This window comes from Labrenzia sp. THAF187b (assembly GCF_009363375.1).
In the GTDB taxonomy this organism is placed as follows: domain Bacteria; phylum Pseudomonadota; class Alphaproteobacteria; order Rhizobiales; family Stappiaceae; genus Roseibium; species Roseibium algicola.
On sequence record NZ_CP045344.1, the window covers coordinates 1,819,635 to 1,833,862 of the forward strand.

The following is a 14,228-nucleotide window of genomic DNA, read 5'->3' on the forward strand; positions in this document are numbered from 1 at the left end:
GGACAGGATCCGGCTGGAGATTATCCAGGTTCCGTATTCATGTCAGTTGTTCAAAGTCTGAAAAATGCTCTTGAGAAGCGGCATCTCCTGTCGGCGGATACGCTCACGTTTGCTTTTGGGGCTATCCTGATCCCGAACGCCGTCTTCATTTTTCTCAGCTTGTTCTACTGCCCTTTCCGGACGTTTTTCGTTCTGCTGTTGTCCTTGATCTGTCTGCTGGGTCTCTACCTGCATCGGTCTGTCTTCTTTGTTCTGCTTCTTGCAGTGATGACCGTTGACGTTCTTGTCCTGATTTCCAACTTTTTCCAGATGCCGTTGCCAATGCTGGTCGACTCCCTGCGTTACGCTGGCAATCTCAGCCTGATGAATTCCGCAGTCTACCTTGCGGCCGCCGTTGTTCTACTGGTTTCCTTTGCCCTGACGTACAAAGTCGTGGTGCGCACCCGTCAGAACCGCCAGACAGTGAACCTGGCGCCTTTTTTCGTGGTGCTCGCGGTATACGCCGGTATTGACTGGTGGGCGAATTCCCTGCCTCAGGAGTATGCGCTGGCAGCCACGAGCGTTGAGGAAAGCTATGTTCCAACCGGTGACGCGGCCAGTCTCTACAGCGGCCTGGAAGAACATCTGGACGATGCACAAAAGCGCAATGTGCTTGTGGTGATGGTGGAAGGCCTGGGCGCGTTTGCCTCGCAGGAAATGCGAGACCTGATCTGGCAACCTCTGTTGGAACGCGATGTTGCCGAGCACTATGTCGTTGAACAAGGCGACGCGGTGTATTTCGGGTCGACGACCTCCGGCGAGGTTCGCGAGCTTTGCAATCTCAAGGCGGATTACCGGGATTTTCGCGATCGGGAGAGTGGTGAGTGTCTGCCGCTGAAAGCCGTCAAGGCGGGATACCGCACGGCCGCGTTTCATGCCTTTACGGGTAACTTCTTCGAACGGTTCGATTGGTATCCGAAGATCGGCTTCCAGGACCTCTTCTTCATGGAAAACAAACTTGGGTTTGGTGCTGACCGAACCCTGCCCCTGTGCGGGATCGCTTTCCAGGGATATTGCGACGAAGACGCTGCCGAAGCCGTTGGGAAATTTCTGTTGGAAGCTGACGGTGACCGCAAGTTCGCCTATTGGCTTACGCTGAATTCCCACAAGCCGGTCAATCCCGGTGAAGTGCCGCCGAGATTTTCCTGTGACGATGGCGGCGGTGTTTTTGGAGATGTCGAACTTTGCCGGATGGCGGAGCAGTGGGTGAATGTCTCACATCTGGTCAAGGCCATCGCGCTTGATGAAAGTCTCGCGGAAACCGAAATTGTGCTTGTCGGCGATCACCATCCGCCTCTTTTTTCGCGGAGCGCACGCAAGAAGTTTGCTCCAGGAAGAGTTGCCTGGCTTCACCTTAAACCCAAAAGAGACGAGCAACAGACACTTGCGGCAAAGTTGCCAGATGCCCAGAACTAGTCTGGCTGTTCTGGGAGCAAGATCTGAGTTGGGTGTTAATCTGTTCCAGTTTGGCCCGTCGTTTCAACGCGTTGCCAGTCCAACAAAACTCTCCATGTGAAACCCGGCTGTTGCCTGGCTCTGCCGGTGTTCCTGGCCAAAGGGGCAAGCCCGTCTTGCCAGGCAGCCGGACCAGCAATCGAGGTCGCGGCTGGTTGCCAGATGGTTTCGGCAGTCAGTGACCTTGTAGCCTTCGTGCACCGTAACGGCACCGACCGGGCAAATCGCGAGGCAAGGTGCGTCGGTGCAGGTCGCGCAGGGGCCTTCCATCTTGACCGGTTTTGGTCCGTCAAAGGGTTCCGCACTCAGAAACGCTGCGCGGAAGCCAGCCCAGGGGCCAAAGGTGCGGTGGGCGAGAACGCCGAGCGGGCTTTGGGAGAAGCCGCCGCATTTCATCGCCCATTGCTGGAACGGGTAATAGGGCGGGCCTTCGAAGGGAAACACCGGTTCGTAGCCGGATGCCTCGGCAAGGTCCAAAAGGCTGCGCCGCGTGTAGCGGTCGAGCGGGTCCGGGTGGCCGTTTTTGTATTCCGGACTGGCCGTCAGATGCGGCCAGATTGATGGTCCGGTGCTGCCGATCAACAGAAGGCTTCGGGCCTGCTTGCCGCTGGCAAGAGGTGGAACGGCAACGGTGCCATCAGGAGCAAAGCCGCCGAGCAACAAAAAACCGGCGGCAGCAAGGTTCTGTTCGAGCTTTGCTGCCGCCGGTCTTGTCATGTCAGAGATCTCAGCCGATCCGGTCGCGCTTGGCGAGGGTGCGCAGGCGCAGGGCGTTCAGCTTGATGAAGCCGGCGGCGTCCTTCTGGTCGTAAGCACCCTGGTCGTCCTCGAAGGTGACCAGCTCTTCGGAATAGAGCGAATAGGGCGAGGACCGGCCGACGAGGATGACGTTGCCCTTGTAGAGCTTCAGCCTGACGGAGCCGGTGACATGCTCCTGGCTCTTGTCGATCAGGGCCTGCAGCATTTCGCGTTCCGGCGAGAACCAGAAACCGTTGTAGATCAGCTCGGCGTAACGCGGCATCAGTTCGTCCTTCAGGTGCGAGGCACCGCGGTCGAGCGTGATGGATTCCATGGCGCGGTGCGCCGTCAGGAGGATGGTGCCGCCCGGCGTTTCGTAGATGCCGCGGCTCTTCATGCCGACGAAGCGGTTCTCGACCATGTCGAGACGGCCGATGCCGTTGTCGCGGCCATAGTCGTTGAGTTTGGCAAAGAGCGTTGCCGGCGACATCTTCTCGCCATTGAGGGAGACGGCGTCGCCCTTTTCGAAGCCGATTTCGATGTAGGTGACTTCGTCCGGAGCTTCGGTCGGGTCAACCGTGCGCTGGAACACGTAGTTCGGCGCTTCCTCGGCCGGGTCTTCCAGCACTTTGCCTTCCGATGAGGAGTGCAGCATGTTGGCGTCGACGGAGAACGGAGCTTCGCCGCGCTTGTCTTTCGGAACCGGGATCTGGTGCTGTTCGGCGAACTCCAGAAGGTCGGTCCGGGACTTGAACGTCCAGTCGCGCCACGGCGCGATCACCTTGATGTCCGGGTTGAGGGCATAGGCGGACAGTTCGAAACGAACCTGGTCGTTGCCCTTGCCGGTTGCGCCATGGGCAATCGCGTCAGCGCCGGTTTCCTCGGCAATCTCGATCAGGCGCTTGGAAATCAGCGGCCGGGCGATGGAGGTGCCGAGCAGGTAGACGCCCTCATAGACGGCATTGGCGCGGAACATCGGGAAGACGAAGTCGCGGATGAATTCCTCGCGCAGGTCGTCGATGTAGATTTCCTTGATGCCGAGCATTTCGGCTTTCTTGCGCGCCGGCTCCAGCTCCTCGCCCTGGCCGAGATCGGCGGTGAAGGTCACCACTTCGCAGCCCAGTTCGGTCTGCAGCCATTTCAGGATGATGGAGGTGTCGAGGCCGCCGGAATAGGCCAGCACGACTTTTTTGATGTCACCATGCGCCATTTTGGGAAAAATCCAGTTCGATGTTCCTTGCGGTTTCCCGCCGATGAAAATTTGCGGCAATTTAGCCGGTTCTATGCATGGCGCAAGCCCCGCGATGCACTCATTTCGTCGCGTTTCGCTCTACACGGGTCGATCTGCCATGTCGGGAAATTTTGGTGGGCGCCCGTTACTGCGCCGCCACCGTTTGCGTGGTCGTCCTGGCGCCGTATCGGGCCAGGAACATGTCGACGCTTTCCTCGATGATCCGCTCCATCTCGGGGCGGGTCGTCACGCGGCCGCTGTGGATGTTCGGGTAGAAGGAGCGGGCCTTGATCAGGCCAAGAAATTGCGTAGCCGCCAGGGACGGGTCGTCGGCCGTGAGCTTGCCTTCACGCGTGGCGCGATCCATGAACTCGGTAAAGACGGAGATCTTGGTCATGCGGCTGTCCATATCGGCTGCAAGGGCCGGGTCACGGATCGTTTCGCTCATGACCATGCGGGCCAGGCTCATGAAGCACGGATTGATCATGAGCTCGCCTTCGGCCCAGCCGAGACGCACCAGGGCATCGCGAATAGGCGTTGCCGGGTCGTAGGCGACTTCAAGCGCCGAGTTGATCTGATCGGCAAGGCACTGGTTGATCTCCTTGAAAAGCACGTCCTTGCTTTCAAAGTGATTGTAGACCGTGCGCTTGGAAACCTGGGCTCGCTCGGAAATCCGGTCCATGCTGGCTCCGGCATAACCCTTTTCCTGAAACTCGGCGATTGCAGCCTCGACGATCTGCTTCTTTTTCTGATCCGATACGGACATTACCTACTCATATATACCCCGTTGCATTATCTGTCAGACGACAGGACCCCCGCCTCTTTAATCCCAAAAATCGCGCCCTATGTAAACTCTGGCGTTTACAGATGTGCAGTTAGGAACTAAACTGCACGGTGTAGTTTACATCCTTTAGCCAGAATTGGCCAGCCAAAGGAGACGCCTCCTCATGTCAGTGACATTAAAAATCAACGGGGAAACGCGTACGCTCGACGCGGATCCCGAGAGCCCCCTGCTGTGGGCTCTGCGCGACGAGCTGGGAATGACGGGGACAAAGTTCGGTTGCGGCATTGCTTCCTGCGGTGCCTGCACGGTGCACATGGACGGTATTCCTGTCCGGTCCTGCCAGACATTCGTCGGCGACCTCGAAGGCGCTGAAATCACAACGATCGAAGGTATCGACGGCAAGGCGGCTGCCGCTGTCCAGGCCGCCTGGAACGAGCTGGACGTGCCGCAGTGCGGGTATTGCCAGTCCGGCCAGATCATGGCCGCAACTGCCTTGCTTGCCGAAACGCCCAAGCCGACCGACGAGGACATCGACGCAGCCATGGACGGCAATGTCTGCCGCTGCGCCACCTATGCCCGGATCCGCAAGGCCATCCACCTTGCATCTGACAAGATGGAGGCCTAAGCCATGCTGCATCTCCTGAAACAACCGCTGGCAGCCGCAATGCCGACGCGGCGCACCTTCCTGAAGGTGTCCGCCGGTGCAGTTGGTGGCCTGGTGCTTGCCATGAATCTGCCGCGCTCGACTGCCTCGGCCGCCGAAGGCGAGTTCATCCAGCCCTTCGTTCACATCCGTCCGGACAACACGGTGGTGGTGCTGTCAAAGCACTTCGACATGGGGCAGGGAACGGCCAGTGGTCTTTGCAGTCTGGTCGCCGACGAGCTCGACGCTTCCTGGGAGCAGGTCAGTGTCGAATTCGCACCGTCCAATCCGCAGGTCTATGCCAACTCGCTGTTCGGCGTGCAGGGCACAGGCGGGTCCACGGCCATGGCGAACTCTTTCATGCAGTACCGTCAGGCCGGTGCCGCGGCAAAGGCGATGATCGTTGCCGCCGCGGCAAAGGAATGGGGCGTGCCGGCGGGAGAAATCACCGTGTCGGGCGGCGTGGTCTCTCATGGTGCGGACAAGACCGCGACCCTGGGTAAGCTTGCCGGTCTTGCCGCCAACCAGGACGTTCCGGCAGAACCGACGCTGAAGACACCGGACCAGTGGGTCTACATCGGCAAGTCCTTCCCGCGTCTTGACGTCAAGAACAAGACCGTCGGCGCGCCGAGAACCTACACGATGGACTTCCAGCGTGACGACCTGCTGGTTGCCGTCGTTGCCCGCTCTCCCCGTTTTGGCGGCAAGGTGAAGTCGTTTGACGCCACCGAAGCCAAGAAGGTGCCGGGCGTCGTCAACGTGCTGCAGATCCCGAACGGGGTTGCGGTGATCGCCAAGTCCACCTGGCCGGCAATCAACGGCCGGTCCCTGCTCGAAATCGAGTGGGATGATACCGAGGCGGAAACCCGGTCCAGCGATGCGATGATCGCCGAACTGAAGGACATGACCACCAAGCCGGGTGTGAAGGTTCGCGAAGACGGTGATGTCGACGCGGCGCTGGAAGCTTCGGCCAAGGTCATCGAAGCCGACTATGACTTCCCGTTCCTGGCCCATGGCGCCATGGAACCGCTGGACATCGCCATGATGTTCGACGGTGAAACAGCGGAATTCTGGTTCGCTTCCCAGATCCCGACCATCGATCACAACGTGGCGGCCACCGTACTCGGCATTCCGTTCGAGAAGGTCAAGATCAACACCCTGTGGGCAGGCGGGTCCTTCGGGCGCCGGGCCCAGGCCGATGCGCATCCGGTCGTGGAAATCACCACGCTGGCCAAGGCCATGCAGGCCGCCGGCATGGCGCCGGCTCCGGTGAAGATCGTCTGGACCCGTGAGGACGACATGGCCGGTGGGTACTACCGTCCGATGTCGGCTCACCGGCTCCGGGTCGGGCTTGATGACCAGGGCAACGTGACTGCGTTCAAGTACAACATCGCCGCCAAGTCCATCGTCAAGGGCACGCCTTTCGAAGCCATGCTGATGAAGGACGGTGTCGACCACAACATGACGGAAGGCGCGCATGACACCACTTATGCGTTTCCGCTGATGAACATGGACCAGTCCTTCCAGGAGACGAAGGTGCCGGTTCTGTGGTGGCGCTCGGTCGGTCACACCCACACGGCCTACGTCATGGAAACCATGATCGACCGTCTGGCCAGGGAAGCCGGCAAGGATCCGGTTGCCTACCGCCTCGAGATGATCAAGGACGACCCGCGCAAGGTGGGCGTGTTGAAGCTGGCGGCTGAAAAGGCGGGCTGGGACACGCCCTTGCCTGAAGGGCGTCACCGCGGTGTCGCCGTGCACAAGTCCTTCGGCTCCTTTGTGGCGGAAGTGGCGGAAATCTCTTTCCGCGACGACGGCACTGTGAAGGTGGAAAAGGTGACGGCAGCGGTCGACTGCGGCACGCCGATCAACCCGGATAATATCCGGGCACAGGTCGAAGGCGGCATCGGCTACGGCCTGGGTGCGATCCTCCGGAACCAGGTGACGCTTGCGGACGGCGTTGTCGAGGAAACCAACTTCGACACCTACGAGCCGATCCGGATGTCAGACATGCCGGAAATCGAGGTGCATATCGTTCCCTCGAACGAAGCTCCGACCGGTATCGGTGAGCCCGGTACTCCACCAATCGGCCCGGCTGTCGCCAACGCGATTGCCGCTGCCAAGGGCGAATGGTCGACCAGCCTGCCGCTGGCAAAGTCCGGTCTCGTCTGAGCCTCGCCGGAGAATACAAAAAGGCCGCCTCCGGGCGGCCTTTTTCATGAGGGCGTAGCCTTTGCCGAAGGCGCCAAGCCCCGAACTAGGGGTAAATGTGCGATCTATCTACGGTGGTATTATTTGAAGATGAATCCTCAGGTATAAGAATTGTTGTAGAAAATAATTATCATTTCTACCAATAGTTATGTTGTAATTTCTTTCAACTTCTCAATTTTCTCTAATTTTAGCGAAATTAACCAACATTAAATTGCTGATATCTAGCCTTCTCGTAATAAATCTACTTCGGGAGGGTGCCTTGGGAACCCGAATCTCAAAACTCAGTTTTCGTTTGCCGGCCATTATCTCCGGTTGTTCGGTTGTGGCCGCACTGTTTGTCGGCACCCTTGCCTATTGGGTCAGTTCAACGGACCTGGAAGAGCAGGCGGAAGAGCGGCTTTCAGCCCTTGCAAGTGCACGCGCTGGAGATCTTTCGCACTATCTGGACTCCATCGTTCAGGATCTGCAGGTCACCGCCGCAAGTCCGTTCGTGAAATCCGCGCTGGCCGATTTCAAGGAAGGGTGGGCAAGCCAGGACGGCGACGCCACGGCGAGCCTGCAGAAGGCCTATATTCACGACAATCCGCATCCGACGGGCCAGAAAGACGCGCTGATGCGCGCTGGCGACACCGGCTATGACCAGGCGCATGAACGGTATCATCCGTGGTTCAGCAAGATGCTGAAGACCCGCGGCTACTACGACATCTTCCTGTTCGCGGAGGACGGCTCACTTGTCTACACGGTGTTCAAGGAACTCGATTATGCAACCAACCTGGCCACCGGCAAATACAAGGATACGGATCTGGGCAATGCCTTCCGGGCGGCTTTGAACGGTGGGCAGGACGAAGTTCGCTTCTTCGATTTCAAACCCTATGCTCCGAGCGCGGATGCACCGGCAAGCTTCATTGCGACACCGGTTTTTGAAGGTGGCAAGCGTGTTGGCGTGCTGGCCTTCCAGATGCCCATCGACAACATCAACAGCGTGATGAGCAGCGCGGCGGGGCTCGGAGAAACAGGGGAGGCCATCCTTGTCGGTGCAGACAAGCTGTTCCGGAACGATTCGTCCAAGACACCCGGACAGAACGATATCCTTAGCGCAAGCCTCGATTCGTCTCTGGTGGATCAGGCCCTCGGCGGCAAGCCGGCTTCCGGACACCTGGAAGGATTTCGCGACACGGACTATCTGGCCGCCGCAGTACCTCTGACGTTTCATGGAGCCAGTCTTGCGGTTGTCACTGTCGAGGCGCGCGATGAAATTCTGGCGCCGGTGCGGGCGCTGCGCAATCAGATCGCACTGATTTGCCTCGGCATCTTCGGCATCATGATGGCAATCGGCTGGCTGGCTGCACGCTCGATCGTTGCCCCGATCAAAAGCCTTGTGGCCAATGCGGCCCGCCTCGCCGGTGGTGATGTATCCGTCGCCTTTGCGGAAGCGAACCGAAAGGATGAGGTTGGAGAAATCGCGGCCGCCATTGCTGGCTTCAGAGATGGCGTCGCCGAGCAGGCGCGACTGGAAGAAGCGCGAAAGGTGGAAGAACAGGCCCGTACGGACCGTCAGCTCCGGATCGAGGCACTGATCGAGGGCTTCCGCACGCAGTCGTCCGAAATGCTCGGTTCCGTCGATGCTGCCATGTCTGAAATGCAAGCCAATGCAAGTTCCATGATGGAAACGGCCTCGGGGGCTTCTGAAGAGGTGAGCAGCGCTGCTGCGGCAACAACCCAGGCATCGGGCAACGTGCAGCTTGTTGCGGCCGCCACTGAGGAGCTGTCGTCGTCGATCTCCGAGATCGGTCAACGTGTCGAGGAAACCACGCGGGTGATTGCCGATGCGACCAGCCAGACCCAGGCAAGCACCCAGAAAATGGAAATGCTATCGTCGGGTTCTGCCAGGATCGGCGAAGTGATCGGCCTTATCCAGGCAATCGCTGAGCAGACCAACCTTCTGGCGCTCAATGCAACGATCGAAGCGGCACGGGCCGGCGAGGCCGGCAAGGGCTTTGCGGTGGTTGCTGCCGAAGTGAAGGAACTGGCTACCCAGACCTCCAAGGCGACCGAGGAAATTTCCAACCAGATCGCGGAAATCCAGTCTGCCACCGAGCAGGCGGTGACCGCGATTGAAGGCATCGCTTCCATCATGGTTCGGGCGAACGAGAACACCACCTCGATTGCCGCTGCAGTTCAGGAACAGGATGCGGCCACCGGCGAGATCAGCCGCAGTGCTTCGGAAGCTTCCTCGGGCACACGTGCGGCCAGCGACAACATGTCGAATGTCAGCACTGCCGTGGAAACGACGGCCAATTCGGCGCAGTCGGTGGATCAGGCGACGCAGGTGGCCTCCGAAAAACTGCGTTCGCTGAATACGGCCGTAAACGACTTCCTGCGCGAGGTCGCCGCGGCCTGACGGGTCAGGATCTGAAAACAGGAACGGCGGCCCCAGAGAGCCGCCGTTTTTCGTTCAACAGATGATGTTGCCTCAGGAGGCTGCCAGGGCCTCGCGGTCCTTCTTTCGCATGCGCTCGGAAGCGGATTTCAGCTGGCCACAGGCGGCGAAGATGTCGCGGCCGCGCGGTGTGCGGATTGGAGAGGCATAACCGGCGCGGTTGACGATGTCGGCAAATTCCTCGATCCGCTCCCAGTCGGAGCATTCGTAATCGGTACCCGGCCACGGGTTGAAGGGAATCAGGTTGATCTTGGCCGGAATGCCCTTCAGCAGGCGGACGAGTTCAAGCGCGTCCTGATTGCTGTCGTTGACGCCCTTCAGCATCACATATTCGAAGGTGATGCGCTTGGCGTTGGACAGGCCCGGATACTGCCGGCAAGCGTCCAGCAGTTCCTTGATGTTCCATTTCTTGTTGATTGGCACCAGCACGTCGCGCAGCTCGTCACGAACTGCGTGCAGCGAAATGGCCAGCATGCAGCCGATTTCTTCACCGGTGCGGAAGATTTCCGGCACGACGCCGGAGGTCGACAGAGTGATGCGGCGCTTGGAGAGCGACAGGCCGTCACCATCGGACGCGATCAGCAGCGCCTTCTTGACGTTGTCGAAATTGTAGAGGGGCTCACCCATGCCCATCATGACGATGTTGGTCACCAGACGGCCTTCGGACGGCACGATGGCGCCCTGAGGGGTGTCCGCATGCGGGAAATCGCCCAGCCGGTCGCGCGCAATCAGGATCTGCGACAGAATTTCTTCAGCCGTCAGATTGCGGACCATCTTCTGGGTGCCCGTGTGGCAGAAAGTACAGGTGAGGGTGCAGCCGACTTGGGAAGAAACGCAGAGCGTGCCGCGGCCTTCTTCAGGAATATAGACGGTTTCAACCTCGACCGGGCGGCCGGCGCCGCGCGCGGGAAAGCGGAACAGCCACTTGCGGGTACCGTCGACGGAGATCTGCTCGGAAACAATTTCCGGACGGGCGATCATGAAGGCCTCGTCCAGCTTCTGGCGCAGGTCCTTGGCGATATTCGTCATCTGCGCAAAGTCGGACACGCCGCGCACATAAAGCCAGTGCCAGAGCTGGGAGGCACGCATGCGCCACTGCTTCTGCGGCACGCCGATTGTGCCGAGCGCTTCACCCAGTTCCTCGCGCGACAGGCCGATCAGCGTCGGCTTGTCTTCGCCGGGCAGGACAGCTTCGGCTGAAACGGTGTGCGCGTTCGGATTGTCCCGCGCGATGTCGAGCGTAATTGCCATGTCGTGATCCGTAATCTCTTCCGGCAGGGTCTTCAGGCGTCTTGGAACAAGACTACGCGGTCGCCGGGCACCTGACTTGCAGGTCTGATTTCAAGCGCTCCCAAAACCACAAAAAGCGCCGAAAATCAAGTTTGCTGACGTGCAGGGGAGCTATGCAGAGCTGTTTTTACGCAACGACAACGACCCGGATAGGCCTTTTGGCCCGTCCAGGGTGACGTCGAGATTGGAAGGAAACCACCGGCCGACTTCGGCTTTTCGCCCTGCGGATGCAGGGGAAAGCCGGAGAAGCTGCTGCCTGAACGCGTTAGCGGCAGGCAGCGTTGGAGTCGTCGATCGCGGCTGTGACGCCGGACAGCGAGAACTTGTAGGTGGTGCGGGTGCCGCGGCTGGATTCGCCGGTCACCGTCATTTCCCGGCCTGCCCTCATGGCAGAAACGAGTTGCGCTTCGGTTGCAGCATTTTCGACCCAGGCACCGTCATTGTTGGTGAAGAGCGTGAAGCCCTTGCCGTCAATGTCGACGCTGACCGAGGATTTGTCCTTGAAAGGATAACCGACCAGCAGGCTCGGCTCGGACGAGACGCCTTCCGCCGGGCGGGTGGTCACGAAAAAGAATACGTCCCCGTGATTTCGATCTCCCGGAAGCAACGTCGTCGGTTTGGTAAGCGCGTAGCAAACCTTGCCGCCGCCACTGGTCAGCGCATAGGCCGCCCAGTCCTTGTGCTGCTTCAGAAGTGTCGGGGTTTGTGCGAAAGCCGCTGCACTCGAAACGGCAAGACCTGCTATGGCCAGAACCAGCGATTTTGCTTTCATCATCTCCACACCGTTGGATTTGAGTTTCCGTCAAATTTAGTTCAACTGCCGTCTGACATATAAACCTTGCTTTAATGATAACTTAAAGCGGGTTACGAAAGGGTTGAAGCCCGACAATTGTATTTTCTGTTTTTCGGTGCGTGCACCAACCTAATCGCTTTGCGGCTAAACGCGGCAACAGTGTGGCAGACCTGCTTGACCCCCCTTTCGAATTATGCCGAACCTGATAAAGAAGATGGATCGGCAGGGGGATTGATTGTCTTTGACGCAGGTGCAGTATTTTTCCGATCTCATTGTCAAAGTGGCGAAAGACCGGGACAAGGCGGCTTTCATCGAGCTGTTCGATCACTTTGCGCCGCGCCTGAAGGGCTACCTGATGAAGCAGGGCGCCGATGAGGCCCTTGCCGAAGAAGTCGCCCAGGACGTCATGATGACGCTGTGGCGCAAGGCCGATCTGTTTGATCCGAAAAAGTCCAATGCCAGCACCTGGCTGTTCCGGGTTGCCCGGAACCGGCGTATCGACAGGATCCGTCGCCAGAAGTCTGCCGCGCTCGACCCCGAAGATCCGTCCCTGCACCCGACACCCCTGCCGGACATTGCCGAAGAGATGGATGCGAAGCTGCGGGAAAAACGCGTGCGTGCTGCTTTGTCGCAGTTGCCTGAAGAGCAGCGGAATGTGGTTCGGCTGGCTTTTTTTGCAGGACAGTCGCACAGCGAGATCGCCGAACACACAGGCCTGCCGCTTGGCACGGTCAAATCCCGTATCCGGCTTGCCTTCGGACGTTTGCGCCAGCTTCTGGAAACCGACACGTCCGTGGATGTGGATTAATTGGGGGGCCGGGCAGGAGGCACCCAAAATTCTGGCGGCCTGAAGTTCAGGCGCAACTCATTCAGGTTCCCGGCACTTTCCGTCCCGTGCGCATCACCGGACCGCCGCTGACATGTTTCGGACGCTCGATCCTGGGAGCGCCGGCCGTGGTCGAGCGGTCCGCGTAGCGACCCAGCGCCCTGTGACGGTCGTACATGACGATCGCGCCGGCCATGGCGACATTGATGCAGAACTTTGTCGGGATCTTCACGACGTGGTCACAGCGCGCCAGCATCTGCGGTGAAAGCGAGCCTCTTTCAGGACCCAGCACGTAGGCCGCCTGAAGGGGATGTCCGAAGCTCGGCAGCTCGATCGATTCGTCCGTGAGCTCGATGCCCACAAGCTGGCAACCTCTGGGCAGGTCCATCGTGTCTACGCTGTCCCAGGTGAAGACAGGCAGGTGGCCGGGGCTCTTGGAGGTGTCGGAGGGGGGCGCCTTGCGCAGCTTCTGGTCGGCATCCACCGTGAAGAAGAAGTTGGCGCCGAAGGCATGAGCAGAGCGCATCAAGGTGCCCAGGTTCATCCGTTTCGAGAGGCCTTCGGCCCCGATTGCAAAATATCCGCGCATCAGTTTGTCCGTTTTCGATTTGGCTGCCTCATAGCCGACTTTCGCCAAGGCCGAAAGTTTTCAGCTTATCCGGAAAGCCAATTCCCGCCTCGAACAGGGCTTGCTAACGTCTCACCCGGCGCAGCGCGAGCGGCGCTTTACCCGTAGAATGTCATGAGGATGCCGTGAAAGCCTGTCTCTGCAAAACCTTCGGTCCGCCTTCCAGCCTGGTTGTCGAGGAGATTGCCGATCCGGTTGCCGGGCCGGGGGAGGTCGTGGTGCGGGTGAAGGCCTGTGCGCTCAATTTCTTCGATACGCTGATCATCAAGGGCAAGTACCAGTACAAGCCGGAAATGCCGTTTTCGCCGAGTGCCGAATTCGCCGGTGTGGTCGATCAGGTGGGCTCCGGCGTCGAAGGGGTTTCGCCCGGTGACAGGGTCATGGGCTACATGCGCTGGGGGGCGGCGCGGGAAAAAGTGGTGGTCGCAGCAGGCGATCTTGTCTCGCTGCCGGACGATATTTCCTTTGAAGTCGCGGCAGGTTTGACCGTGACTTATGGCACCACGCTGCATGCCTATCGGGACCGGGCCGGGTTGAAGCCCGGCGAGACTGTTGCCGTTCTGGGCGCATCGGGCGGTGTCGGCCAGGCTGCAGTGGAAATTGCCGCGATCATGGGGGCAAGGGTGATCGCCTGCGCTTCATCTGAGGAAAAGCTCGCCTTCGCCCGCTCGCTCGGCGCTCACATGACGGTCGATTATTCGGTTGAGCCGCTCAAGGAAACCCTGAAGGAGCTGACCGGTGGAAAGGGTGTGGATGTTGTCTACGACCCGGTTGGCGGAGAGCTGTCGGAACAGGCCATCCGGGCAACAGCCTGGGAGGGGCGGTTCCTGGTGATCGGGTTTGCCGCGGGCGACATTCCGAAAATCCCGCTGAATATCGTGATGCTGAAAGGTTGCGACATTCGCGGTGTCTTCTGGGGCGCAGCACTCGACCGGGACCCGGAAGGTCATCGCCGCAACATGAAGGAACTTTTGACCTGGGTGTCTGAAGGCAAGCTGAAGCCGCACATCCACGGCGTTTACAAGTTGGAAGAAACCGCTCAGGCGCTTGAGGAAATCGCTGCGCGCCGGGTGCAGGGCAAGGTGATTGTGACGCCTTGAGGCCTGCGTTGCGCCTGATTGATGGCGCGAGGTCTTTCCAGGTTTAGGCA

12 protein-coding genes are annotated in these 14,228 nt (G+C 59.5%); 6 read left to right on the top strand and 6 right to left on the bottom strand.

All coding sequences use genetic code 11. The annotated features are described in order from the left end of the window. Positions 1-39: 39 nt before the first annotated feature. Complete coding sequence (locus FIV03_RS08370) at positions 40-1,455, top strand: sulfatase-like hydrolase/transferase (RefSeq protein WP_152509234.1); 1,416 nt, start codon at positions 40-42, stop codon at positions 1,453-1,455. Between the two features lie 63 nt (positions 1,456-1,518). Here FIV03_RS08370 and FIV03_RS08375 read toward each other — a convergent pair whose 3' ends face one another. From FIV03_RS08375 to FIV03_RS08385, 3 genes are all read right to left on the bottom strand, one after another. Beyond that, positions 1,519-2,211 (bottom strand): hypothetical protein, encoded by a 693-nt coding sequence (locus FIV03_RS08375; RefSeq protein ID WP_152509235.1) that lies wholly within the window; start codon positions 2,209-2,211, stop codon positions 1,519-1,521. A gap of 10 nt (positions 2,212-2,221) precedes the next feature. Further along, positions 2,222-3,442 carry an argininosuccinate synthase gene (locus tag FIV03_RS08380; RefSeq protein WP_055659793.1) on the bottom strand — a complete coding sequence of 407 codons (1,221 nt, stop codon included), beginning with the start codon at positions 3,440-3,442 and terminating at the stop codon, positions 2,222-2,224. A gap of 166 nt (positions 3,443-3,608) precedes the next feature. Then, positions 3,609-4,229, bottom strand: coding sequence for a TetR/AcrR family transcriptional regulator (locus tag FIV03_RS08385; protein WP_152509236.1), 621 nt, complete (start codon positions 4,227-4,229; stop codon positions 3,609-3,611). Between the two features lie 181 nt (positions 4,230-4,410). On the opposite strand from FIV03_RS08385, the gene FIV03_RS08390 reads away from it, so the two are divergent. The 3 genes from FIV03_RS08390 to FIV03_RS08400 all read left to right on the top strand — a co-directional run bounded on the left by FIV03_RS08390 (position 4,411) and on the right by FIV03_RS08400 (position 9,502). Continuing rightward, positions 4,411-4,872: a (2Fe-2S)-binding protein gene (locus FIV03_RS08390; RefSeq protein WP_023002833.1), complete on the top strand. Its 462-nt coding sequence runs from the start codon at positions 4,411-4,413 to the stop codon at positions 4,870-4,872. 3 nt (positions 4,873-4,875) lie between these two features. Then, positions 4,876-7,062, top strand: coding sequence for a xanthine dehydrogenase family protein molybdopterin-binding subunit (locus FIV03_RS08395; RefSeq protein WP_152509237.1), 2,187 nt, complete (start codon positions 4,876-4,878; stop codon positions 7,060-7,062). Between the two features lie 361 nt (positions 7,063-7,423). Beyond that, positions 7,424-9,502 carry a methyl-accepting chemotaxis protein gene (locus tag FIV03_RS08400; protein WP_152509238.1) on the top strand — a complete coding sequence of 693 codons (2,079 nt, stop codon included), beginning with the start codon at positions 7,424-7,426 and terminating at the stop codon, positions 9,500-9,502. A 72-nt stretch (positions 9,503-9,574) separates the two neighbouring features. Here the strand turns inward: FIV03_RS08400 and rlmN are convergent, their stop codons facing one another. Then, positions 9,575-10,792 carry a 23S rRNA (adenine(2503)-C(2))-methyltransferase RlmN gene (gene rlmN / locus FIV03_RS08405; RefSeq protein WP_152509239.1) on the bottom strand — a complete coding sequence of 406 codons (1,218 nt, stop codon included), beginning with the start codon at positions 10,790-10,792 and terminating at the stop codon, positions 9,575-9,577. 304 nt (positions 10,793-11,096) lie between these two features. Next, on the bottom strand, positions 11,097-11,606 hold the full coding sequence (locus FIV03_RS08410) for an invasion associated locus B family protein (protein WP_023002837.1): 510 nt from the start codon (positions 11,604-11,606) through the stop codon (positions 11,097-11,099). A gap of 253 nt (positions 11,607-11,859) precedes the next feature. Here FIV03_RS08410 and FIV03_RS08415 point away from each other — a divergent pair, with 253 nt between their 5' ends. Further along, positions 11,860-12,432, top strand: a complete 573-nt coding sequence (locus tag FIV03_RS08415) for a sigma-70 family RNA polymerase sigma factor (protein WP_152509240.1) — start codon at positions 11,860-11,862, stop codon at positions 12,430-12,432. A gap of 61 nt (positions 12,433-12,493) precedes the next feature. Here the strand turns inward: FIV03_RS08415 and FIV03_RS08420 are convergent, their stop codons facing one another. Continuing rightward, positions 12,494-13,039, bottom strand: a complete 546-nt coding sequence (locus tag FIV03_RS08420) for an RNA methyltransferase (protein WP_031270178.1) — start codon at positions 13,037-13,039, stop codon at positions 12,494-12,496. Between the two features lie 164 nt (positions 13,040-13,203). On the opposite strand from FIV03_RS08420, the gene FIV03_RS08425 reads away from it, so the two are divergent. Further along, a complete protein-coding gene (locus tag FIV03_RS08425; RefSeq protein WP_152509241.1) occupies positions 13,204-14,178 on the top strand; it encodes an NADPH:quinone oxidoreductase family protein in 975 nt (324 codons plus the stop codon). The last annotated feature ends 50 nt before the right edge of the window (positions 14,179-14,228 follow it).